19 protein-coding genes and 3 tRNA genes are annotated in these 23,820 nt (G+C 60.3%); all 22 read left to right on the forward strand.

Annotated features, from left to right (window positions below):
* Nucleotides 1-2: 2 nt before the first annotated feature.
* The 22 genes from leuD to ACA061_RS09500 all read left to right on the forward strand — a co-directional run bounded on the left by leuD (nucleotide 3) and on the right by ACA061_RS09500 (nucleotide 23,781).
* A complete protein-coding gene (leuD, locus tag ACA061_RS09395; RefSeq protein ID WP_150594686.1) occupies nucleotides 3-647 on the forward strand; it encodes a 3-isopropylmalate dehydratase small subunit in 645 nt (214 codons plus the stop codon).
* A gap of 146 nt (nucleotides 648-793) precedes the next feature.
* A complete protein-coding gene (locus ACA061_RS09400; RefSeq protein ID WP_497301247.1) occupies nucleotides 794-1,561 on the forward strand; it encodes a class I SAM-dependent methyltransferase in 768 nt (255 codons plus the stop codon).
* A gap of 54 nt (nucleotides 1,562-1,615) precedes the next feature.
* Nucleotides 1,616-2,698 (forward strand): 3-isopropylmalate dehydrogenase, encoded by a 1,083-nt coding sequence (gene leuB, locus ACA061_RS09405; RefSeq protein WP_150616663.1) that lies wholly within the window; start codon nucleotides 1,616-1,618, stop codon nucleotides 2,696-2,698.
* A gap of 66 nt (nucleotides 2,699-2,764) precedes the next feature.
* Nucleotides 2,765-3,877 carry an aspartate-semialdehyde dehydrogenase gene (gene asd / locus ACA061_RS09410; RefSeq protein ID WP_150601435.1) on the forward strand — a complete coding sequence of 371 codons (1,113 nt, stop codon included), beginning with the start codon at nucleotides 2,765-2,767 and terminating at the stop codon, nucleotides 3,875-3,877.
* A 275-nt stretch (nucleotides 3,878-4,152) separates the two neighbouring features.
* Nucleotides 4,153-5,163 carry an aspartate-semialdehyde dehydrogenase gene (locus ACA061_RS09415; protein WP_150601436.1) on the forward strand — a complete coding sequence of 337 codons (1,011 nt, stop codon included), beginning with the start codon at nucleotides 4,153-4,155 and terminating at the stop codon, nucleotides 5,161-5,163.
* A 209-nt stretch (nucleotides 5,164-5,372) separates the two neighbouring features.
* Nucleotides 5,373-8,024 carry a motility hub landmark protein FimV gene (locus ACA061_RS09420; RefSeq protein WP_497301248.1) on the forward strand — a complete coding sequence of 884 codons (2,652 nt, stop codon included), beginning with the start codon at nucleotides 5,373-5,375 and terminating at the stop codon, nucleotides 8,022-8,024.
* A gap of 275 nt (nucleotides 8,025-8,299) precedes the next feature.
* Entirely contained in the window at nucleotides 8,300-9,124 is an 825-nt protein-coding gene (truA, locus tag ACA061_RS09425; protein ID WP_150601525.1) for a tRNA pseudouridine(38-40) synthase TruA, read from the forward strand.
* A gap of 65 nt (nucleotides 9,125-9,189) precedes the next feature.
* Nucleotides 9,190-9,810, forward strand: coding sequence for a phosphoribosylanthranilate isomerase (locus ACA061_RS09430; protein WP_042558611.1), 621 nt, complete (start codon nucleotides 9,190-9,192; stop codon nucleotides 9,808-9,810).
* 200 nt (nucleotides 9,811-10,010) lie between these two features.
* Nucleotides 10,011-10,931, forward strand: coding sequence for an acetyl-CoA carboxylase, carboxyltransferase subunit beta (gene accD / locus ACA061_RS09435; protein ID WP_042558612.1), 921 nt, complete (start codon nucleotides 10,011-10,013; stop codon nucleotides 10,929-10,931).
* Nucleotides 10,928-12,235: a bifunctional tetrahydrofolate synthase/dihydrofolate synthase gene (gene folC / locus ACA061_RS09440; RefSeq protein WP_150601438.1), complete on the forward strand. Its 1,308-nt coding sequence runs from the start codon at nucleotides 10,928-10,930 to the stop codon at nucleotides 12,233-12,235. Before accD ends, folC begins: the two co-directional genes overlap by 4 nt.
* Nucleotides 12,219-12,869 (forward strand): SPOR domain-containing protein, encoded by a 651-nt coding sequence (locus tag ACA061_RS09445; RefSeq protein ID WP_150616660.1) that lies wholly within the window; start codon nucleotides 12,219-12,221, stop codon nucleotides 12,867-12,869. Before folC ends, ACA061_RS09445 begins: the two co-directional genes overlap by 17 nt.
* A 98-nt stretch (nucleotides 12,870-12,967) precedes the next feature.
* Nucleotides 12,968-13,528: a CvpA family protein gene (locus tag ACA061_RS09450; protein WP_042558615.1), complete on the forward strand. Its 561-nt coding sequence runs from the start codon at nucleotides 12,968-12,970 to the stop codon at nucleotides 13,526-13,528.
* A gap of 41 nt (nucleotides 13,529-13,569) precedes the next feature.
* Nucleotides 13,570-15,075, forward strand: coding sequence for an amidophosphoribosyltransferase (gene purF / locus ACA061_RS09455; RefSeq protein WP_150616659.1), 1,506 nt, complete (start codon nucleotides 13,570-13,572; stop codon nucleotides 15,073-15,075).
* A gap of 80 nt (nucleotides 15,076-15,155) precedes the next feature.
* On the forward strand, nucleotides 15,156-16,367 hold the full coding sequence (locus ACA061_RS09460) for an O-succinylhomoserine sulfhydrylase (protein ID WP_210555599.1): 1,212 nt from the start codon (nucleotides 15,156-15,158) through the stop codon (nucleotides 16,365-16,367).
* Nucleotides 16,364-17,140: an SDR family oxidoreductase gene (locus tag ACA061_RS09465; RefSeq protein ID WP_150616657.1), complete on the forward strand. Its 777-nt coding sequence runs from the start codon at nucleotides 16,364-16,366 to the stop codon at nucleotides 17,138-17,140. The genes ACA061_RS09460 and ACA061_RS09465 overlap by 4 nt, the downstream gene beginning before the upstream one ends.
* A gap of 168 nt (nucleotides 17,141-17,308) precedes the next feature.
* Nucleotides 17,309-17,384, forward strand: a tRNA-Val gene (locus ACA061_RS09470).
* Between the two features lie 55 nt (nucleotides 17,385-17,439).
* Nucleotides 17,440-17,516 (forward strand) — tRNA-Asp (locus tag ACA061_RS09475).
* Between the two features lie 94 nt (nucleotides 17,517-17,610).
* Nucleotides 17,611-17,687: transfer RNA gene (locus tag ACA061_RS09480), tRNA-Asp, on the forward strand.
* A 519-nt stretch (nucleotides 17,688-18,206) separates the two neighbouring features.
* On the forward strand, nucleotides 18,207-21,038 hold the full coding sequence (locus tag ACA061_RS09485) for a xanthine dehydrogenase family protein molybdopterin-binding subunit (protein ID WP_150616656.1): 2,832 nt from the start codon (nucleotides 18,207-18,209) through the stop codon (nucleotides 21,036-21,038).
* Nucleotides 21,031-21,570 (forward strand): (2Fe-2S)-binding protein, encoded by a 540-nt coding sequence (locus tag ACA061_RS09490; protein WP_042558620.1) that lies wholly within the window; start codon nucleotides 21,031-21,033, stop codon nucleotides 21,568-21,570. Before ACA061_RS09485 ends, ACA061_RS09490 begins: the two co-directional genes overlap by 8 nt.
* A gap of 2 nt (nucleotides 21,571-21,572) precedes the next feature.
* Nucleotides 21,573-22,808, forward strand: a complete 1,236-nt coding sequence (locus ACA061_RS09495; RefSeq protein ID WP_497301251.1) for a c-type cytochrome — start codon at nucleotides 21,573-21,575, stop codon at nucleotides 22,806-22,808.
* A gap of 1 nt (nucleotide 22,809) precedes the next feature.
* Nucleotides 22,810-23,781 (forward strand): XdhC family protein, encoded by a 972-nt coding sequence (locus ACA061_RS09500; RefSeq protein WP_210555601.1) that lies wholly within the window; start codon nucleotides 22,810-22,812, stop codon nucleotides 23,779-23,781.
* The last annotated feature ends 39 nt before the right edge of the window (nucleotides 23,782-23,820 follow it).

The raw sequence follows: 23,820 nt of genomic DNA on the forward strand, positions 1-23,820 counted from the left end.
CGATGAAGGCATTTACCCAGCACACTGGTCTTGTCGCGCCTCTGGATCGTGCCAATGTCGACACCGACCAGATCATTCCGAAGCAGTTCTTGAAGTCGATCAAGCGCACCGGTTTCGGCCCGAACCTGTTCGATGAGTGGCGTTACCTTGATGTTGGCCAGCCGTATCAGGACAACTCCAAGCGCCCGTTGAACAAGGACTTCGTGCTCAACGCCGAGCGTTATCAGGGCGCCAGCGTATTGTTGGCCCGCGAGAACTTCGGTTGCGGCTCCAGCCGTGAACACGCGCCATGGGCGCTGGAAGAGTACGGTTTTCGCAGCATCATCGCGCCGAGCTACGCCGACATCTTCTTCAACAACAGCTTCAAGAACGGCTTGCTGCCGATCATCTTGAGCGACGCTGAAGTCGATGAATTGTTCAAGCAGGTCGAGGCTGAGCCGGGCTATCAATTGCAGGTCGATCTGCAAGCGCAAACCGTGACGCGTCCGGATGGCAAGGTTTACCACTTTGAGATCGATGCGTTCCGCAAGCATTGCCTGCTCAACGGTCTGGACGATATCGGCCTGACCTTGCAGGACCACGAAGCGATTGCGACGTTTGAAGCGAAGCATCGCGTGAGCCAGCCGTGGTTGTTCCGCGACGCGTGATTGATTCGAGATTGATGTAGTCAGGGCCGGCCCCATCGCTGGCAAGCCAGCTCCCACAGGTTTTGTGAACACCGCAAATTACTGTGGGAGCTGGCTTGCCAGCGATGAGGCCGGAACAAGCACCACAAGATTCAAGGAAAGTCCCCATGACCAGCACCGCCCAGCACAGTCAGGTTGTACAAAAGCAATTTGGTGAACAGGCCGCCGCCTACCTGAGCAGCGCCGTTCATGCGCAAGGCACTGAATTCGCCTTGCTACAGGCTGAACTGACAGGGCAGGGCGAAGCGCGGTTGCTGGACCTGGGGTGTGGCGCCGGCCATGTGAGTTTTCACGTGGCGCCGCTGGTCAAGGAAGTGGTCGCCTACGACCTGTCGCAGCAAATGCTCGACGTGGTGGCTGCTGCTGCCTTGGATCGCGGCATGAGCAATATCTCCACGGTCAACGGGGCCGCCGAGCGTCTGCCGTTTGCCGATGGCGAGTTCGATTTCGTCTTCAGCCGTTATTCGGCGCATCACTGGAGCGATCTCGGTGTGGCCCTGCGCGAAGTACGCCGGGTGTTGAAGCCGGGTGGTGTGGCGGCGTTCGTGGATGTGTTGTCGCCGGGTAGCCCGTTGTTCGACACTTACCTGCAAAGCGTCGAAGTGCTGCGCGACACCAGTCACGTGCGCGATTATTCTGCCGGCGAGTGGTTGCGGCAGGTCAGTGAGGCGGGTTTGCATACGCGTAGCACTGCGCGGCAACGTCTGCGTCTGGAATACAGCAGTTGGGTCGAGCGCATGCGCACACCTGAAGTGATGCGCGCCGCGATCCGCCAGTTGCAGCAGTCGATGGGCAACGAAGTACGCGAATATTTTGAGATTGATGCCGACGGCTCGTTCAGTACCGATGTGATCGTACTGATGGCCGAACGATAAGAATTTTCCGGGCGCGCCAGTTGAGGGCGCACCGACTGAAGACACGAGGAAAGCATGAGCAAGCAGATTCTGATTCTCCCAGGCGACGGTATTGGTCCGGAAATCATGGCCGAAGCGGTCAAGGTGCTGGAATTGGCCAACGACAAGTACAGCCTGGGTTTCGAGCTGAGCCATGACGTGATCGGTGGCGCGGCCATCGACAAGCACGGCGTGCCACTGGCCGACGAAACCCTCGACCGTGCCCGCGCTGCCGATGCCGTCCTGCTGGGCGCTGTCGGTGGCCCGAAATGGGACACCATCGAGCGTGACATCCGCCCTGAGCGCGGTCTGCTGAAAATCCGTGCGCAACTGGGCCTGTTCGGCAACCTGCGTCCGGCGATCTTGTACCCGCAACTGGCCGATGCGTCGAGCCTGAAGCCGGAAATCGTTGCCGGTCTGGACATCCTGATCGTCCGTGAGCTGACCGGCGGCATCTACTTCGGCGCGCCACGCGGCACCCGCACGCTGGAAAACGGCGAGCGTCAGGCCTACGACACCCTGCCATACAGCGAAAGCGAGATCCGCCGCATCGCCCGCGTCGGTTTCGACATGGCCATGGTGCGTGGCAAGAAGCTGTGCTCGGTCGACAAGGCCAACGTGCTGGCCTCCAGCCAACTGTGGCGTGAAGTGGTCGAGCAGGTCGCCAAGGATTACCCGGAAGTCGAACTGAGCCACATGTACGTCGACAACGCGGCCATGCAACTGGTGCGCGCACCGAAGCAGTTCGATGTGATCGTCACCGACAACCTGTTCGGCGACATCCTCTCTGACGAAGCGTCGATGCTTACCGGTTCCATCGGCATGCTGCCGTCGGCCTCGCTCGACTCCAACAACAAGGGCATGTACGAGCCTTGCCACGGTTCGGCGCCGGACATTGCCGGCAAAGGCATTGCCAACCCGTTGGCGACCATTTTGTCGGTGTCGATGATGCTGCGTTACAGCTTCAATCTGCATGACGCGGCCGATGCCATCGAGAAAGCCGTCAGCGTGGTTCTGGATCAAGGCCTGCGTACCGGCGACATCTATTCGGCCGGTTGCAACAAAGTCGGTACGCAGGAAATGGGCGACGCAGTAGTCGCCGCGCTGCGGAATCTGTAATCTCTCGGGCCCGCTGCGAAATTCAATACAAAGCAGCGGCCCACTTTTCAAGAAGGTGTAGTTGCGATGAAACGTGTAGGTCTGATCGGTTGGCGCGGTATGGTCGGTTCCGTGCTCATGCAGCGGATGCTGGAAGAGCAGGATTTCGATCTTATCGAGCCGGTGTTTTTCACCACTTCCAATGTCGGTGGCCAAGGCCCGTCCGTGGGCAAGGACATTGCCCCGCTCAAGGACGCTTACAGCATTGAAGAGCTGAAGACCCTCGACGTGATCCTGACCTGCCAGGGCGGCGACTACACCAGCGAAGTGTTCCCCAAGCTGCGCGAAGCCGGCTGGCAGGGTTACTGGATCGACGCGGCTTCCAGCCTGCGCATGAACGATGACGCGGTCATCATTCTTGATCCGGTCAACCGCAAGGTCATCGACCAGCAGCTCGATGCGGGCACCAAGAACTACATCGGCGGCAATTGCACCGTCAGCCTGATGCTGATGGGGCTGGGCGGTCTGTTCGAAGCCGGTCTGGTCGAGTGGATGAGCGCCATGACTTATCAGGCTGCCTCCGGTGGCGGCGCGCAGCACATGCGTGAACTGATCAAGCAAATGGGTGTGACCCACGGCGCTGTTGCCGAGCAACTGGCTGACCCTGCCAGCGCGATCCTGGATATCGACCGTCGTGTGGCTGAGGCCATGCGCAGCGAAGCGTACCCGACCGAACACTTCGGCGTACCGCTGGCTGGCAGCCTGATCCCGTGGATCGACAAGGAACTGCCGAACGGCCAGAGCCGCGAAGAGTGGAAGGCCCAGGCCGAGACCAACAAGATTCTCGGTCGCTTCAAGAGCCCGATCCCGGTCGACGGCATCTGCGTGCGCATTGGCGCCATGCGTTGCCACAGCCAGGCGCTGACCATCAAGCTGAACAAAGACGTACCGATCGCCGACATCGAAGGGCTGATCAGCCAGCACAACCCTTGGGTCAAACTGGTACCGAACCAGCGCGAGATCAGCATGCAGGAGCTGAGCCCGACCAAGGTCACCGGCACCCTGAATGTGCCGGTCGGTCGACTGCGCAAGCTGAACATGGGCACCCAGTATCTGGGCGCTTTCACCGTCGGCGACCAACTGCTGTGGGGCGCGGCCGAACCGCTGCGTCGCATGCTGCGGATTTTGCTTGAGCGTTGATCGTTTGAAGTCATAAAAGAACCCGTGCCTTGTGAGAGGTGCGGGTTTTTTTATGCCTGAAATTTCTTGAGTGTCATGTCTGGCCTCATCGCTGGCAAGCCAGCTCCCACAGGGGGCTGTGTGGGACACAGATGTTATGCACATACCTGAAACCTGTGGGAGCTGGCTTGCCAGCGATGAGGCCAGACCTGACACTGCAAATCCCGGCAGAAATTGCCTGTGCGCCAGTCACCCGGTAAAGTGCCGCTCCCCCCGTTTCGCCAGAGGCTCGCACCATGACCCAGACCCTTGATATTGCCGTGATCGGCGCCACCGGTACTGTCGGCGAAACCCTCGTACAGATTCTTGAAGAACGTAATTTCCCGGTCGGCAACCTGCACCTGCTGGCCAGCAGCGAATCCGCCGGCAGCTCGGTGCTGTTCCGCAACAAGAACGTGCGCGTGCGTGAGGTCGACGAGTTCGATTTCAGCAAGGTCAAACTGGTGTTCTTCGCTGCCGGTCCAGCCATCACCCTGAGCTACGCCGCCCGCGTTCACGCCGCCGGTTGCTCGCTGATCGACCTGTCCGGCGCCTTGCCGGCAGATCAGGCGCCGCAAGTGGTGCCCGAAGCCAATGCTGCTGTGCTCGCCGGCTTGAAAGCGCCGTTCCAAGTCAGCAGCCCGAGTCCGTCGGCGACCACTCTTGCCGTAGTGCTCGCGCCGTTGCTCGATCTGATTGATCTGCAATACGTCAACGTCACCGCCAATCTGGCTGTTTCTGCCCAGGGTCGTGAAGCCGTCGCCGAGCTGGCACGCCAGACCGCCGAGCTGCTGAACATGCGCCCGTTGGAGCCAAAGTTTTTCGATCGGCAGATGGCGTTCAACCTGCTGGCTCAGGTCGGCACGCCTGACGCGCAGGGCCATACGCTACTGGAAAAACGCCTGGTGCGTGAGTTGCGTCAGGTGCTGGCGCAGCCTTTATTAAAGATTTCCGCAAGTTGCGTTCAAGCCCCGGTGTTTTTTGGCGATAGCCTTAGCGTGACCTTGCAGTCAGCGCAGGCCGTCGACCTGAAAAAGGTCAATGCCGCGCTGGAAGCTGCGTCGGGCATTGAACTGGTCGATGCCGGTGATTACCCGACGGCGGTCGGTGACGCGGTGGGGCAGGACGTGGTCTATGTCGGTCGTGTTCGCAGTGGTGTCGATGACCCGGCGGAACTTAATCTGTGGCTGACGTCAGATAACGTGCGCAAAGGCGCAGCACTCAATGCTGTGCAGGTTGCCGAGTTGTTGATAAAAGACCTGCTGTAAAAGATACTTGGCAACAATTTGTCGACTGATTCTAGCTGGGCGCTATGCTTGGCCGAAGCAGTTGATAACGAGTCACCCTCCGGGACTTTCCGGGGCATCAAAGAAATGATCGCGCGCGGCAGTCTGTCGTCGTCGCGCGCAATGCCTTACGGCAGCGGTATTCAACATCTTCTCGCTGGCCGAGGAACGTTCAAACAAAGGATGAGGCTATGGTTCAAGTTCGCAAACTGGTGTTAGCAATAGCGGCCGCCTCGGCGCTGTCCTCCGGTATGGCGCATGCCCTCGGGCTCGGGGAGCTGACCCTGAAGTCGACCCTGAACCAGCCGCTGGTGGCTGAAATCGAGCTGCTCGACGTCAAGGATCTCACCGCTGCCGAAGTGGTGCCGAGCCTGGCCTCGCCGGAAGACTTCGCCAAGGCCGGCGTCGACCGCCAGGCCTTCCTCAATGATCTGACGTTCACGCCAGTGCTTAACGCCAGTGGCAAAAGCGTGCTGCGGGTGACCTCGAGCAAGCCACTGTCGGAACCGATGGTGAAATTCCTCGTCCAGGTGATGTGGCCGAACGGCCGCTTGTTGCGCGATTACAGCGTGCTGCTGGACCCGTCGAAGTTTTCGCCGCAGACCGCTGACGCCGCTGCGCAACCGGCGCCGTCGCAAACCATCACGGCGCCGACCACCGGCGCCACGCACTCGACGCAATACACCACCACCCCGCGCGACACCCTGTGGGAAATCGCGGCGAAGGCCCGTACCGGCGGCTCGGTGCAGCAGACCATGCTGGCCATTCAGGCGTTGAACCCGGATGCGTTTATCGGCGGCAACATCAACCGCCTGAAAGTCGGCCAGGTCCTGCGTCTGCCGGATTCGGTGCAAAGCACCGCGCTGCCACAGTCGGCGGCCATCGCTGAAGTCGCAGCACAAAACGAAGCCTGGCGCCAGGGCCGTCGTTATGTGGCCAAGCCTGGCACCGGTCAGCAGCAACTCGATGCGACCAACCGTGGTCGTGGCAATACTGGCGCTGCGTCTGTCGCGCAAGACAACCTGAGCCTGGTTTCCGCTGAAAGCGCCAAGGCCCGCGGCAAAGGCCCGGCGGGCGACGCCAAGGCCCTGAGCGACAAGCTCGCGGTCACTCAAGAAAGCCTCGACACGACCCGTCGTGACAACGAGGAACTGAAAAGCCGCATGACCGATCTGCAGAGTCAGCTGGACAAGCTGCAGCGTCTGATCGAGTTGAAAAACAATCAACTGGCGAAGATGCAGGCCGAAGGGCCGGGTGCTGCGCCAGGCGCCAATCCGGCGGTGCCTGCGATCACTGCCGAGTTGGCCGCCACACCGCCAGCGACACCGGCAGAAGCAGCGCCGACGCCGGAGTCGGCCATTGCACCACCGGCCGAGACGCCAGTTGAGCCAGTGGTCGAGCCGGTGGTCGAAACCACACCTGCCGCTGATGACGAAAAAACCTTCAACGAGCTGCTGACCAATCCGATCTTGCTGGGTCTGGTCGGTGGCGGTGCCGTGGTCTTGCTGTTGTTGCTGTTGCTACTGGCCCGTCGCCGCAAAGCTCAGCAGGAAGCCGAGAAGCATGTGCGCATGGCGCGCGCTCTGGCTGAGGAACAAGAGTTCTCCGCCGAGCACGATCTGCCGGAAAGCAGCTTCGAAGGTCTGGAAACCCCGGCCGCGAGCGTCAAGCTCAACACGCCGGCTCCAGCGCCTACGCCTGCGCCAGTAGTCGCCCCGATTGTGGCGCCAATCGTGATGGCCGAGCCAATCGCCGCACCGCTGGTTGCCCCGGCAGGCGAGCGCTCCGATGATGTCCTCGACAAGGCTCAATCGCACATTAACGCCGGACGTCTGAATCAGGCTGCTGCGTTGCTGGAAGAGGGCATCAGTCTTGAGCCGCAGCGCAGTGATCTGCGTCTGAAGCTGATGGAAGTCTATGGTCAGCAGGGCGATCGCGATGCTTTCGTAGGTCAGGAGCGTCAGTTGGTAGCCAATGGCGACAACTTCGCCAAGGTCGAAGAGCTGAAAAGCCGTTTCCCGGCCATGGCCGTAGCGGTCGCCGGTGGTTTGGCAGCCGCCGCCATCGCTGCCGAGCTGGACGCCCACTACGTCAAGGAATTGCTGCTGGATGAGCCAGAAGCGCCTGAGCCATCGCCAGTTGCGGACGATCTGGACAGCGCGTTCGACCTGAGTCTGGACGATCTCGACAACATCACTCCGGTTGAGCCGGCGCCAATCGTTGAGCCCGAAGCGCCGGTCGAACTGGACGAGTTCCCGTCGGACGACGATCTGAGCTTTGAATCGGTGCTGAAAGAGCAGACCGACATCAAAGAGAATCTCGATGATCTGTCGGATTTCGACCTGGATCTGGACCTTGGCGCTGAGCCGGCTCCTGCTCCGGCACCGTTGGCCGATGATGACTTCCTGCTGGATCTGGATGACGGCGTGAAGGATCTGTCGCCGGTAGAGCCACCCGTCGTCGCCGATGTGCCGCAGGATGATCTGGAGCTGCCAGCCGATTTCGACCTGTCGCTGGCTGACGAGATGGACTCCAATCCGGCGGCCGAGCCTGATGCATTTGCCGCCGAACTGGATGACGTCAACGCCGAGCTGGATCGCCTGTCGCAGAGCATTGCCGAGCCGACGTTCACCGAGGCCGATGCGGCGCTGGGTGATGATCTGGGTGAAGACGATTTCGACTTCCTCGCGGGCACCGACGAAGCAGCCACCAAACTTGATCTGGCGCAGGCCTACATCGACATGGGTGACAGCGACGGCGCGCGCGACATCCTCAACGAAGTGTTGACCGAGGGTGATGAGAAGCAGCGCGGCGAAGCCAAGGAAATGCTCTCGAGCCTTTAATAAATCTGCGGTAAACAAAACGGCAGCCCGGTGAGGCTGCCGTTTTTGTTTGGGGCGGAGTGTGTGTTGTTCTGGCTATTGTCATCGCTGGCAAGCCAGCTCCCACAGGTATTGTGTGCGCCGCAGAAACTGTGGGAGCTGGCTTGCCAGCGATGAGGCCCGATCAGGCGACAGAGATCTCTCTGGCATCCCCGGTCCACAGCCTTATAATGCTCGCCTTTGCAAAAACAGCAGGCTGTCCCACCTTGGCAAACATAGATAACCCGGTCGCCGAAATGGCCCCCGACGGCTTTTACCGCGTGGCGCTGGGCGTTGAATACAAAGGCTCGCGCTACAGCGGCTGGCAGCGTCAGTTAACCGGTGTGGCGACGGTGCAGGAAGCGCTTGAAAAAGCCTTGTCGAAAGTCGCCAACGCGCCCGTTTCCTTGCAGTGCGCCGGGCGTACCGATGCGGGTGTGCATGCCTGCGGACAAGTGGTGCATTTCGACACTCAGGTCGATCGCTCGCTGAAGGCCTGGGTGATGGGCGCCAACATCAACCTGCCTCACGACATCAGTGTCAGTTGGGCGCGGGTGATGCCGGCGAATTTCCATGCGCGGTTCAAGGCCATCGCCCGGCGCTATCGTTATGTGATCTACAACGATCAGATTCGCCCGGCCCATCTCAATGAAGAAATCACCTGGAACCACCGCCCGCTGGACGCCGAGCGCATGGCTGAGGCCGCGCAGTATCTGATTGGTACCCACGATTTCAGTGCGTTCCGTGCCGGCCAGTGCCAGGCGAAATCGCCGATCAAGAAGATGCATCACCTGCGCGTGACCCGTCACGGCAAGATGATCGTGCTCGACATCCGCGCCAACGCATTCCTGCACCACATGGTGCGCAACATCGCCGGCGTGCTGATGACCATCGGTGCTGGCGAGCGGCCGGTCGAGTGGATGAAAGAAGTGCTGGAAAGTCGCGAGCGCCGGTCTGGCGGTGTGACAGCGCATCCCTACGGTTTGTATCTGGTGCAAGTCGAGTACCACGACGAATTTCCGCTGCCCGAGCGTTTTATCGGTCCGCATTTCCTTACGGGTTTCTCCGAACTTGACGGCTGACGCCCTCGAACGCTTTTGTTACCATCCGGGACTTTCCCGGATTCTGCCTCGGAGTTTTTCTCGATATGTCAGCCGTTCGCAGCAAGATCTGCGGGATTACCCGCATAGAAGATGCGCTGGCCGCCGTCGAAGCCGGGGCTGATGCGATCGGATTCGTGTTTTACGCCAAAAGTCCGCGCGCAGTCTCGGTCCAGCAAGCGCGGGAAATCATCAAGGCCTTGCCGCCGTTTGTGACCACCGTGGGTCTGTTCGTCAATGCCAGCCGCTGCGAGTTGGGGGAAATCCTCGATGCCGTGCCGCTGGATCTGCTGCAGTTCCATGGTGACGAGACCGCCGAAGAGTGCGAGGGTTGGCATCGACCTTACATCAAGGCGCTGCGGGTCAAGGCCGGCGATGACATCGCCGCGGCTGTCGATGCCTACCCAAGCGCCAGTGGCGTGTTGCTCGATACCTACGTCGAAGGCGTGCCCGGCGGAACCGGCGAGGCGTTCGACTGGTCATTGATTCCGCAAGGTTTGAGCAAGCCGCTGATTCTGGCGGGTGGTTTGACCCCTGAAAACGTCGCAGGCGCCGTGGCTCGGGTAAAACCCTATGCAGTAGATGTCAGCGGTGGGGTAGAGGCGAGCAAGGGCATCAAGGATCACGCAAAAGTTCAGGCGTTTATCGGCGCCGTCAGGGGCATTTAGGCCTGTGCATGATGTGACGGCTGGCACACTGCCGCCGTCCACAGCTTGGTACAAAAGAGGCTGAGGGTTTTTGGGTTGTACGAAGGTCAGTTTTACTGACCCGGCCATCCTTGATCATCGCCACACATGAATTTAGCTGAAGGGCATACGCGGGGCTGCGAACCAGAGCGTTCGAGCCGCCGGTACTGGAGAAAGAAAGCATGAGCAACTGGTTAGTAGACAAACTGATCCCTTCGATCATGCGTTCGGAGGTCAAGAAGAGCTCGGTGCCTGAAGGTCTGTGGCACAAATGCCCGTCCTGTGAGGCTGTGCTGTATCGTCCGGAGCTGGAAAAGACCCTGGACGTTTGCCCAAAGTGCAACCACCACATGCGCATCGGCGCACGTGCGCGCATCGACATCTTCCTCGATGCCGAAGGTCGCAACGAACTGGGCGCCGATCTGGAGCCGGTTGACCGTCTGAAATTCCGTGACGGCAAGAAGTACAAGGATCGCCTGACCGCTGCGCAGAAGCAGACCGGCGAAAAAGACGCGTTGATTTCCGTCAGTGGCACCCTGCTGGGCATGCCGGTAGTGGTTTCGGCGTTTGAATTCAGCTTCATGGGCGGTTCCATGGGCGCCATCGTCGGTGAGCGTTTCGTACGCGCTGCCAACTACGCGCTGGAAAACCGCTGCCCGATGATCTGCTTCGCCGCTTCCGGTGGTGCGCGCATGCAGGAAGCCCTGATCTCGCTGATGCAGATGGCCAAGACCTCGGCGGTGCTGGCGCGTCTGCGCGAAGAAGGCATTCCGTTCATCTCGGTGCTGACCGATCCGGTTTACGGTGGTGTTTCCGCCAGTCTGGCAATGCTCGGCGACGTGATTGTTGGCGAACCTAAAGCCCTGATCGGCTTCGCCGGTCCGCGCGTTATCGAGCAAACCGTGCGCGAGAAGCTGCCGGAAGGCTTCCAGCGTAGCGAATTCCTGCTGGAGCACGGTGCGATCGACATGATCATTCATCGTCAGGAACTGCGTCCGCGTCTGGGTAACCTGCTGGCACAAATGACGGGTAAGCCAACACCGACATTCGTTGCTGCGCCAATCGAGCCGATCGTCGTTCCGCCGGTGCCTGCCAACATATGACCGAGCGCACCCTTGGCGAGTGGCTCGCCTACCTTGAGCAGTTGCATCCGTCGGCCATCGACATGGGTCTGGAGCGTTCGCAACAGGTAGCGTCCCGCATGGGGCTGGGCCAGCCGGCGCCTCGGGTGATCACGGTCACCGGCACCAACGGCAAGGGTTCGACCTGCGCTTTCGTGGCTTCATTGCTGCGGGCGCAGGGCCTGAGCGTTGGTGTCTACAATTCTCCGCACCTGCTGCGTTACAACGAGCGGGTGCAGCTCAATGGCGTCGAAGCCACTGACGCACAGCTGTGCGAAGCTTTCGCTGCGGTCGAGGCCGGGCGCGGCGAAACCTCCCTGACTTACTTCGAAATGGGCACCCTGGCGGCGTTTTGGCTGTTTCAGCAGGCCGGGCTCGACGCTGTGGTGCTGGAAGTCGGTCTGGGCGGGCGCCTGGACACGGTCAACGTGGTCGACGCCGATATCGCGCTGGTCACCAGCATTGGTGTCGATCACGCCGATTATCTGGGTGATACCCGCGAATCCGTAGCCTTCGAGAAGGCCGGCATCTTCCGTCAGGGCAAGCCTGCACTGTGTGGCGATTTGAATCCTCCGCAACCGTTGCTCGACAAGGCGCGTGAGCTGGCGTGCCCGTTCTTCCTGCGTGGGCGCGATTTCGATCTCGGCATCACTGATCAGAACTGGCAGTGGCGCGGTACCGATGCGCAGGGTCAGGTTGTCGAGCTGCATGATTTGCCGCTGCTCGATCTGCCGATGGAAAACGCCGCGCTGGCGTTGCAGGCGTATCTGCTGCTCGGTTTGCCGTGGAATGCACAGCAGATTGTGGCGGCCTTGCGGGCGACGCGAGTTGTCGGGCGTCTGGATCGCCGTTCGTTCGAATGGAATGGCAAGCGCCTGAATCTGTTGCTGGATGTTGGTCATAACCCGCACGCGGCGGAGTATCTGGCTCGACGTCTGGCCTCGCGGCCTCCGGTCGGCAAGCGTCTGGCGGTGTTCGGTCTGCTGGCGGACAAGGATCTGGATGGTGTTATCGGCGAATTGAATGCTAGTGTCGAGCACTGGGCCGTGGCGCCCTTGGATTCGCCGCGCGCACGTCCGGTTGCAGAATTACATGCGGCATTGCAGAACCTTGGCGCGTCGGTCACGTCTTACGACAGTGTTGCCGCCGCACTTGAAGGGCAGTGCGCAGTCGCAACCAGCGACGATGAGATTCTGTTGTTCGGATCATTTTATTGTGTCGCCGAGGCCCTTGAATGGCTGGCCCGGCGCTCCACGGAGGAAGCGGCAAATGGCTTTGCTGGATAAAGCGTACAAACAGCGCATGGTCGGTGCCCTGGTGCTGGTGGCGCTGGCGGTGATTTTCCTGCCAATGCTGTTTTCCCGTCAGGACGAACAGCGTCAGGTGACCGTAGAGGCCCCGGCTGCTCCGCATGCGCCTGCCGTGCCGCAGGTGCAGTTGGAACCGGTCGCCGTTCCCGAGCCGCAAGCCTTGCCGCAAGAGCCCGTGCCAAGCGATGACGAAATCGCCGAGCAAGTCGCGCCTTCTGCGCCGATCGCCCCGGCACCTGTTGTGCCGGCCCAGATCGCCAAGCCTGCCGCGCCGCCGCCGGTGTCCAAGCCGATTCCTGCGCCTGCCCAGCCGATCGCTTCAGCGACAACCAAGCCTGATACCACTCAGAGCCGCGTCGACGCCAATGGTCTGTCGGTCAGCTGGTCGGTGCAACTGGCCAGCCTGTCGAGCCGCGCCAGCGCCGAGAGTCTGCAGAAAACGCTGCGCAGCCAGGGCTACAACGCTTACATCCGTTCAGCCGATGGCAAGAATCGGGTGTTCGTCGGTCCGCTGATCGAGCGCGCCGAAGCCGATCGTCTGCGTGATCTTTTGAGCCGTCAGCAGAACCTCAAGGGTTTTGTCGTGCGCTTCCAGCCCGAGCGTGGCTAGGATCTATCGATTCGATTGAAATGCACTGAAAATCGCAGCTTACCGACAGCCATGCGCTCTGCTAAAATGCGCCGCCTTATCCGTCTGTAGGCTGCACTGTGCCATTTACCTGGGTTGACTGGGCGATCGTTGCAATCATCGCCATCTCCGCATTGATCAGTTTGAGCCGCGGCTTCGTCAAAGAAGCATTATCGCTGGTGACCTGGATCATCGCAGGAGTCGTCGCCTGGATGTTCGGTGGTTCATTGTCCGAGTACCTCGCCGGATACATCGAAACCCCATCGGCTCGCGTGATCGCGGGCTGTGCCATCATGTTTGTCGCCACGCTGATCGTGGGCGCAATGATCAATTATCTTATCGGCGAGTTGGTTCGCGTCACCGGGTTGTCCGGGACCGACCGCTTCCTGGGAATGGCCTTCGGCGCGGCGCGTGGCGTGCTGCTGGTGGTCGTCGCAGTCGGGCTGTTGAGCCTGGGGCCGGTACAGCAGGACGGGTGGTGGAAAGAATCTCAGCTCGTGCCAAAATTTCTATTGGTCGCCGACTGGTCCAAAAACCTGATTCTCGGGTGGAGCAGTCAGTGGCTTGCCAGCGGAATCAGCGTACCCGCTGAAATTCCGTTCAAGGAGCAGCTCTTGCCGTCGGCCAAAACGCCACAGTGAGTGTTGTTCAGTTCAGATCCATTAAGTAGGGGTTGCGTCGCATGTGTGGCATCGTCGGTATCGTCGGTAAGTCGAACGTCAATCAGGCGCTGTATGACGCGCTAACCGTGCTCCAGCACCGCGGCCAGGACGCTGCCGGTATCGTGACCAGCCATGATGGCCGGTTGTTCTTGCGCAAGGACAATGGCCTGGTGCGTGACGTGTTCCATCAGCGTCACATGCAACGCCTGGTCGGCCATATGGGTATCGGCCACGTCCGTTATCCAACCGCGGGCAGCTCGACTTCGGCCGAAGCCCAGCCGTTCTACGTCAACTCGCCTTACGGCATTACGCTGGCGCACAACGGTAACCTGACCAACGTTGAACAGTTGGCCAAAGAGATTTACGAATCCGACCTGCGTCACGTCAACACCAGTTCCGACTCGGAAGTGCTGCTCAACGTGTTCGCCCACGAGCTGGCCCAGCGCGGCAAGCTGCAACCGACCGAAGAAGACGTGTTCGCTGCCGTGACCGACGTGCACAACCGTTGCGTCGGCGGTTACGCGGTAGTGGCCATGGTGACCGGTTACGGCATCGTCGGCTTCCGTGACCCGCACGGCATCCGCCCGATCGTGTTCGGCCAGCGTCACACCGACGAAGGCGTCGAGTACATGATCGCCTCGGAAAGTGTTTCCCTGGACGTGCTCGGTTTCACCCTGATTCGCGACCTGGCACCGGGCGAAGCGGTCTACATCACTGAAGAGGGCAAGCTGCACACCCGCCAGTGCGCGACCAACCCGTCCCTGACCCCGTGCATCTTCGAACACGTCTACCTGGCGCGTCCGGATTCGATCATCGATGGTGTTTCGGTGTACAAGGCTCGCCTGCGCATGGGTGAGAAGCTGGCCGAGAAGATCCTGCGCGAGCGTCCAGAGCACGACATCGACGTGGTCATCCCGATTCCGGACACCAGTCGCACCGCTGCGCTTGAGCTGGCTAATCACTTGGGCGTGAAATTCCGCGAAGGTTTCGTCAAGAACCGTTACATCGGCCGCACCTTCATCATGCCGGGCCAGGCTGCCCGCAAGAAATCGGTACGCCAGAAGCTCAACGCCATCGAGCTGGAATTCCGCGGCAAGAACGTGATGCTGGTCGATGACTCGATCGTGCGCGGCACCACCTGCAAGCAGATCATCCAGATGGCCCGTGAGGCCGGCGCGAAAAACGTCTACTTCTGCTCGGCCGCTCCTGCGGTGCGCTTCCCGAACGTCTATGGCATCGACATGCCAAGCGCCCATGAACTGATCGCCCACAACCGTTCGACTCAGGACGTGGCTGATCTGATTGGCGCTGACTGGCTGATCTATCAGGACTTGCCTGACTTGATCGAAGCGGTCGGCGGCGGCAAGATCAAGATCGAAAACTTCGATTGCGCAGTGTTCGACGGCAAGTATGTCACCGGTGACGTCGATGAGGCGTACCTGGACAAGATCGAACAGGCTCGCAATGATCTCTCGAAGGTCAAGACCCAGGCGGTCAGTGCGATCATCGATCTGTATAACAACTGAGTTTCCACCGGCCCTGAGGGGCCGGTTTTGTATCTGGCAAAAGACTTTTTATTTATCGAGAACAGGCAAGGAGTGACAGCATGAGTCAGGAATGGGATGCCGGTCGTTTGGATAGCGACCTCGAAGGCGTAGCGTTCGATACCCTGGCCGTACGTGCCGGTCAGCACCGTACGCCGGAAGGCGAACACGGTGATCCGATGTTCTTCACCTCAAGCTACGTGTTCCGCACTGCCGCCGACGCAGCAGCACGGTTTGCCGGCGAAGTGCCGGGCAACGTTTACTCGCGTTACACCAACCCGACGGTTCGTGCGTTCGAAGAGCGCATTGCTGCGCTGGAAAGCGCCGAGCAAGCTGTTGCGACGGCGACCGGTATGGCCGCGATCATGGCGGTGGTGATGAGCCTGTGCAGTGCTGGCGATCACGTGCTGGTCTCGCGTAGCGTGTTTGGCTCGACCATCAGCCTGTTCGAAAAGTACTTCAAGCGTTTCGGCATCGAAGTCGATTATGTGCCGCTGGCAGAGTTGCCGGCGTGGGATGCGGCAATCAAGCCGAACACCAAACTGCTGTTCGTCGAGTCGCCATCCAATCCGCTGGCTGAGCTGGTCGATATCACTGCGCTGGCTGAAATCGCCCACGCCAAAGGCGCAATGTTGGTGGTCGACAACTGCTTCTGCACGCCTGCGTTGCAGCAGCCGCTGAAGCTCGGTGCGGACATCGTCGTGCACTCGGCGACCAAGTTCATCGACGGCCAGGGTCGTTGCATGGGCGGCGTGGTTGCCGGTCGTAGCGAGCAGATGAAGGAAGTCGTCGGTTTCTTGCGTACCGCCGGGCCAACGTTGAGCCCGTTCAACGCGTGGATCTTCCTCAAAGGTCTGGAAACCCTGAACCTGCGGATGAAGGCGCACTGCGCCAACGCCCAGCAACTCGCCGAATGGCTGGAGCAACAGGACGGTATCGAGAAGGTGCATTACGCCGGTCTCAAGAGCCATCCGCAGCATGAGCTTGCCCAGCGTCAGCAGAAGGGCTTTGGTGCGGTGGTGAGTTTTGAGGTCAGGGGCGGCAAAGAGGGCGCGTGGCGCTTTATCGATGCCACCCGGTTGATTTCGATCACCGCCAACCTCGGCGATAGCAAAACCACCATCACCCACCCGAGCACCACGTCCCACGGCCGTCTGGCGCCGCAGGAGCGTGAAGCGGCGGGTATTCGTGACAGTCTGATTCGCGTTGCGGTCGGTCTGGAAGACGTGGCTGATCTGCAAGCCGATCTGGCGCGCGGTCTGGCGGCGCTGTGATCGAGTTGTCCACTGCGAAAGCGGGTACCCATGGCCGCGTTGCGCTGGTCACGGGCGCCGCGCGCGGCATTGGTCTGGGCATCGCCGCGTGGCTGATCAGCGAGGGCTGGCAAGTGGTCCTGACCGATCTCGATCGTGCGCGCGGTTCGAAAGTGGCGAAGGTGCTGGGCGAACACGCCTGGTTCATCGCCATGGACGTTGCGGATGAAGGTCAGGTGGCACTGGGCGTGGCTGAAGTGCTGGGGCAGTTTGGTCGCCTTGATGCGCTGGTGTGCAACGCGGCGGTGGCTGATCCCCACAACATCACCCTGGAAAGCCTTGATCTGGCCTACTGGAATCGGGTGCTGGCAGTGAATCTCAGTGGGCCGATGCTACTGGCCAAGCATTGCGCGCCGTATCTGCGGGCGCACAATGGCTCGATCGTCAATCTGGCGTCGACCCGTGCCGGACAGTCCGAGCCTGATACCGAGGCGTACGCGGCGAGCAAGGGTGGGTTGTTGGCCCTCACTCACGCGCTGGCCATCAGCCTCGGGCCGGAGATTCGGGTCAACGCCGTCAGCCCGGGCTGGATTGATGCGCGGGACCCGTTTGCACGTCGTGCCGAACCGTTGGCCGATACCGATCACGCTCAGCATCCGGCGGGCAGGGTAGGCACGGTTGAAGATGTCGCGGCGATGGTCGCGTGGCTGCTGTCGAGGAATGCCGGGTTCGTCACCGGGCAGGAATTCGTCGTTGACGGCGGCATGACCAAGAAGATGATCTACAGCGAGTAGGGTGCGAAGCTGCGATCTCTGTGGGAGTGAGCCTGCTCGCGATAGCGGTCTTGCGGTTGATGGCTTCTTCAGGAATGACTCGATTTTGTCTTTTTCAGAAAAACTTCAATCCTGCTATTGACTTAGGTTCGCTACCTGCGTAAATTTCGCGGCCTCGGAGATGCAAACGGGTGATTAGCTCAGCTGGGAGAGCGTCTGCCTTACAAGCAGAATGTCGGCGGTTCGATCCCGTCATCACCCACCACTTCCGGGTAGCTTGCGAAAGCAAGAGGGTAGGCTGAAAGTGCCTGCACCGACGCGCAGCGGTAGTTCAGTCGGTTAGAATACCGGCCTGTCACGCCGGGGGTCGCGGGTTCGAGTCCCGTCCGCTGCGCCATATTTAACGAGTCAGACGCTGTCTGGTTCGCGATTGAAAAGCACCGAAGCTTTCAATCAAAACGAGTTACTTGAGCGAAAGCTCAAAGCGATACGCAGCGGTAGTTCAGTCGGTTAGAATACCGGCCTGTCACGCCGGGGGTCGCGGGTTCGAGTCCCGTCCGCTGCGCCATATCTGCCTCAAGGCCCACTGAACGCCTTGAAGCACCGAAAGCAACCATTGGTTGATTCGGAATCGATAGCAAAGACCCTGGTCGAAAGACCGGGGTTTTTTGTGTCTGAAATTTGACCTTCCTCTTTCCTCTCTCCTATTTACGTCCCTGCACGATACCCCTGTAGGAGCTGCGGCACGCTGCGATCTTTTGATTTTGATTATTAAAAAACCAGATCAAAAGATCGCAGCCTCGTTTCACTCGACAGCTCCTACAGAGTTTTGTATTCGCAAAGATCTTGCGCGCAGAGTTTTCTATCGGCTTGCTGCGGTGCCACGTCGCATTGATTTTTTGATTCTTTAGTCAGAATTATGTAACTGGTTGTTTGCTGCGAGCCAAGAAACCTTTAAAGTTAACCTTTCGGTCAGCTTTGCACTGTCAACACAGCTCTTTGCTTCGCCAGAAAGAGCTTCTGCAAGACTCGAGATTCCCAGTAGATAACCAGAAGGGCGGACAAATAACCGTCCAGAGGATGATCCATGTCCAACCGTGAAATATCCCGGCGCTCATTCCTTCAGGGCGGGCTGGTAGCGGGAGTGAGCGTCACGCTCACGCCGCTCAGCAGTCAGGCGCTGGCTGCCTTGATGGAAAACAGCGTCACCGTGCCGTCCGAGAAGTGGCTCGGCAACAACGGTAAGGCGCGTCAGCGTAACGATGCACTGTCCAAGGTCTGCGGCAGTAAAGTGTTCGCCCGTGACATCCGTTCCAAGGACATGCCGGGCTGGCCTGAACAGCAAGGCCACGCCATGCTGCTGAAAACCATCAAGGCTGATCGCATCTATGCCGGCTACGACCTGTCGTGGCTTGGCGCAGACTTGCAGCCGGATCGCATCGTTACCGCTGCTGACCTGGACAAGGACGGCATCGTCTTTCCGGAAGAGCACGCTCCGGATCCGCTGTTGCCGGAAGGCAAAGTGCCGATGTTCATCGGGCACCCGGTGGCAATCCTGATCTGGAACGATTTCGAGCGTTTCCGTCAGGCCAAGAACCAGCTCAAATTCAATGACAAGGCGATTCGTTACGGTGCTCAAGTGCCGTTCTACGAGCGTGACCCCTACGGCAGCTTCCGTTATGTGCGCGTCGGCGGCCCGACCTCGGCTGATGAAGACGAATTCGCCAGCCTCAAGGATTCGATCCTGTTCCCGATGCTGAAAAACCGCCGCCCGGTGTGGAATGCATCGCCGAATTTGCATGGCAACCTGACCGAGCGCGGATTGTTCTACGCCGATCGCATGAAGAAAGAGATCGACACGCCGCCGGACAACTGGCTGGTGTTCGATGAGCGCTACAAGACTCCGTCGATCGAGCCGGCCGCCATGGAGCCGGACAACGGCAACGGCTGGTATGACCCGAAGACCAAAACCCTGCACTTTGTCGTTGCGACCCAGTGCCCGCTGGAAACGGCGACCGATACCGCGAAAATGATCGCGCCGTCGCGCTTCGGCCTGGCCAACCTGAACATGCACCCGGGTTACACCGTGGGTTACGGTTCCAAAGACCACAACATCTTCGTTTACTACGCGGCCCTCGCTGCGCTGTACGGCGCCGGTGTGCCTGTGCGTCTGGCCAACGACCGCTACGAGCAGTTCCAGAGTGGCATCAAGCGTCACCCGTTCGACATTCGCTACCAATTGGCCGTGGACAAGAACGATTACAGCTTCAAGATTTTTCGCTCCGAAATGAGCGTCGACGGCGGTGGCCGGATCAACTACAGCCCGTCGGTAGCCGCAGTGGGTGCCACGGCAGCGCAGTCGATCTACTACATGCCGCAGAATGACCTGCAAGTTACCGCTTATCACTCGCGCGGTGTTGAAGCGGGTTCGATGCGCGGCTACGGCACCCTGCAAAGCATGGCGGCGACCGAAATGATGGTCGACGAAATCGCCAATCGGCTGGGTGTTGACGCGATCGATCTGCGTCGCAAGAACGCTCTGCGTTCCGGCATGAAAAACACCCAGGGTGCGATCCCGGCCGGTGCATTGCGCTTGCACGAGATCCTCGACAAGGCCTCGGTGCACGAAGTCTGGAAAAACCGCGACGCGATCAAGAAGCAGCGCGAAGCGGCAGACCCGGATAACTGGTATGGCGTTGGTTTTGCCATTTGCCAGAAAGACTTTGGCACCGGCTCCGAAGCGCCGATGGCCAGCATCGAATTCACTGCCGACGGTCGCATTACCCTGCGCCACATCGGCATCGAAATCGGCACCGGCATGTCCACTTCGCAAGCTTTGGTCGTTGCCGATTTCCTCGGTAGCCCGGCGCACGAAGTGAAAACTGGCGAAACCGAATGGAAGGAAATGCAGCTGATCACCAGCGGCAACCCTTACATCATGAGCCAGGCCGAGCAAGACAACCTGCTGCGCAACCCGCGCTGGGTGGGCAAATTGGCCTCGGCGTCGTCCGCGACCAACTCCGCTTACTACTTCAGCCACGCCACCCGTGAAGCGGCGCGTGTGTTGTTCAATCACGGTCTGTGGCCGGCGGCGCTGGAGATCTGGCGTCAGGGCCCTTATGGCGGCCAGGCCAACCCTTACGTGGTGCGACGTGAAGACGCGCATTGGGTCGATGGCAAACTGACCGCTAACGGCATGCAGCCGCTGAGCTTCGAAGAGCTGGCCAAGCGCGCGCACGAGCGTGGTTTGGTCACAGCAGCGACAGTCCACGGTTTCAACCGCTGGAGCTGGGCCGAGGCTGAGTACAGCATCGACGGCGTGAAAGAGCGTCTGCCGCTGGACGGTCTGGCGGTGAAGTATGGCGACGGGGCACCGAAGGCCAAGCAAGCGTTGATGAGTACTGCCGGTTTCCACTTGCTGGATCGTCAGAACATCAACTATCCGGTGACCCAACTGAACAACGCTGCCGTGACTTACTACAGCCCGGTCGCCACGCTGGTCGAGTTGAAGGTCAACAAAGGTTCGCTGGAAGTCGAAGTGCTCAATCACCATTCGTGGGTCGAGTGCGGGCGTGTGTTGGTCGAAGAACTCGTCAAGGGCCAACTTGAGGGCGGTATCGCCATGGGCATCGGCCACGCATTGATGGAAGAAATGCCGCTGTACGAAGGCGGGCCGGGGGAGGGTGACTGGAACTTCAACCGTTACCGTCTGCCGATGGCGCGTCACGTTGCGGTGTGGAAACAGACGGCGGAAATTCTGCCGCCGCTGTCGCCAAGCGATCCGTCCAAAGGCATCGCCGAAGTGGTGATGATCCCGGTAGTCGGTGCCATCGGTAACGCCGTGGCGCACGCCATCGGTAAACGTGTACGCGATCTGCCAATCACTGCTGCGCGCATCAAGGAGGCCCTCAATGGCTAACCGTCCGCTTCAACTGACCCTCAATGGTCAATCCGTCGGCCCGGTGGACATCCCTGATGACCTGCCGATGATCGACTACCTGCACGAATACAAGAATCTCACCGGCTCGCGCCTGGGCTGTGGTCAGGGTATCTGCCACGCCTGCGTCGTGATCGTCGACAACCCGGACGGCACCAGCGAAGAAGTGCGCACCTGCATCACCGGCGCGCATTACTTCGAAGGCAAGAAAGTCCGCACCATTGAAAGCCACGCCAAGCGTGACGAAGATGGTCAGGTCACTGAGCTGAATCCGATCCAGCAGCGTTTCGTCGACGAGTTCGCCTTCCAGTGCAGCTACTGCGCACCGGGCTTCGTCAATGCCGCGACCGTGCTGGTGGAAAAGCTGCAACGCCAGCCGATCGTCAAAAGCCAACTGGAACAAGTCATCGAGGACAGCCTCGGCCATCACATCTGTCGTTGCACCGGGTACGTGCGTTACTACAACGCTACCCGCAATGTGCTGACCGATCTCGGCCTGGTCAAGGAGGGTTAAGCATGAAGCTTTTATTGACCCGCCTGACCCTGGCGGTCGGGCTGGCTGCGCCGCTGTTGTTGGCGCACGCTGATGATCAGGTCAAGCGCGGCGAGTATCTCGCCCGCGCTGCCGACTGCGTGGCCTGCCACACAGCGCCGGGTGGTGCGCCGTATGCGGGTGGCCTGCCGATCGTCTCGCCGTTCGGCACGATCTACGGCACCAACATCACGCCGAGCAAAGAGCACGGCATCGGTTTGTACAACGATGACGAGTTCTTCGCTGCATTGACCGCAGGCAAGCGCCGCGACGGTGCGAATCTGTATCCGGCGATGCCGTACACCTCCTATCACCTGGTGCCGCGGGAAGATTCGGACGCGATCCATGCGTATCTGAAAACCGTTGCACCGATCGAGCGTGCGGCACCGGTCACCAGCCTGAGCTTTCCGTTCAACGTGCGTCTGGGCCTGATGGGCTGGAACATGATGTACGGCAAAGATGTGAAGCTGGATTCGGGCGAAGGCAAAAGCGAAGCGTGGAAGCGCGGCCAATACATGGTCGACGTTCTTGGCCACTGCGGCGAATGCCATACGCCACGCGGCCTGCCGGGCGCGATGCAGATGGACAAGCGCATGACCGGCGGCATCCTCAACGGTTATCTGGCACCGAGCCTGTTGGCCACCGATCTGGCCGCTCGCGGCTGGAATCATCAGGATCTGAGCACATTCCTCAAGCACGGCATGAGTGCGCAGGGCACGATGTTCAACGAGATGTTCCCGGTGTTCCACAACAGCACTCAGGGCCTGACCGATACCGATCTGGCGGCGATGGCCACGTTCCTGCTCGGTGATCAGCCGCCGGCAGCCAAAGCGCTGGTCGAAGTGCCAGTGGACAAACTCAGCGCGAGCGCCCAGCGTGGCCGTCAGGATTACTTGAACGTCTGCGCCGGATGTCACGCGGTCGGTGGCGAGGGCAAACCGCATATCGCGGTGGCCATGCGCGGCAACACCACGCTGCGTCTGGAAGATCCACGCAACTTGCTGCGCGTAATCGAAGATGGTATCGGCGAACAGAAGTTCTCCGGTTTCGAGCACATGCAACCGATGCCGGGTTTTGCCGACAAGCTCAGTCCTGAGCAGTTGACCGATCTGCTGAACTACCTGCGCCAAGGTTGGGGCGGTCAATCCGCCGAGCTGGCAGTGAGCGACGTGCAGAAGCTGCAAGCCGACGCCCCGACCATCGAGCACAAGGCGCACTGACATGCAGCATCTCGATCTGCAAGTGGTGCGACGTGCGCTGGAGTGGTCGGTGGCGGGGCAGCGCATCTGGCTCTGCACCGTGCTGACCACCTACGGCTCGGCACCGCGTGCGCCGGGTTCACTGCTGGCGGTGAATGATGGTGGACAGTGGATCGGGTCGCTGTCCGGCGGTTGCGTCGAGGAAGATTTTCTCGAACGCGTCGCCGAAGGTGCGTTTCTCGATGCGGTCAACGTTGTGCGTTACGGCGAAGGTGACGATCCGCGCTCGCGGGTCAGCCTGCCCTGCGGTGGCATTCTCGATGTGCTGGTAGAGAAATTTGACGCCGACTGCGAGGTGCAGGCGCATCTGCGCGAATTGGAGTCGGCACTGCTCGGTCAGCGTCGATTGATTCGCGAGGTCGATCTGGCCAGCGGTGCGCGCAGTCTGTTCGCTGATCGCGAGCAGGGTGCGCGTATCGAGCGGGAGATTGATCGGGTGCGGATCCGCATCGGTGCGGCGCAGCGTCTGTTGCTCGCCGGATATTCCAGCGTGGCGCAGGCCTGCGCCGAGTTTGCGGTCGGCCTCGGTTTCGAAGTGATCCTCTGCGATCCGCGCGATGAAGTGCTCGAAGGTGTGGTGCTCAATGGCGTGGAGATTCGGCGGCAACTGCCGTCGGTGTTCATTGCCGATGGAGGCTGCCATCGCGATACCGCGGTCGTGGCGCTGACCCATGATCCGCGCATCGACGATCTGGCGATGATGGAGGCGGTGCGGACCGAAGCGTTCTACATTGGCGTGATGGGCTCGCTGCAGACTTCGCAGAAACGCTTCGAGCGTTTGCGTCGGATTGGCGGGCTGGGAGAGGGCGAGTTGGCGCGGATTCACGCGCCGATCGGTCTAAACCTGGGCAGCAAGACGCCGGCGGAAATTGCGTTGGCGGTGCTGGCGGATATCTTGCGCATTCGCAGTGGGATTGCTCGGGATCAGCTCTGATACGGATTTTTAGATCCATCTGTGGTGAACGGATCTGTG

It is taken from the genome of Pseudomonas sp. LBUM1668 (assembly GCF_059695715.1).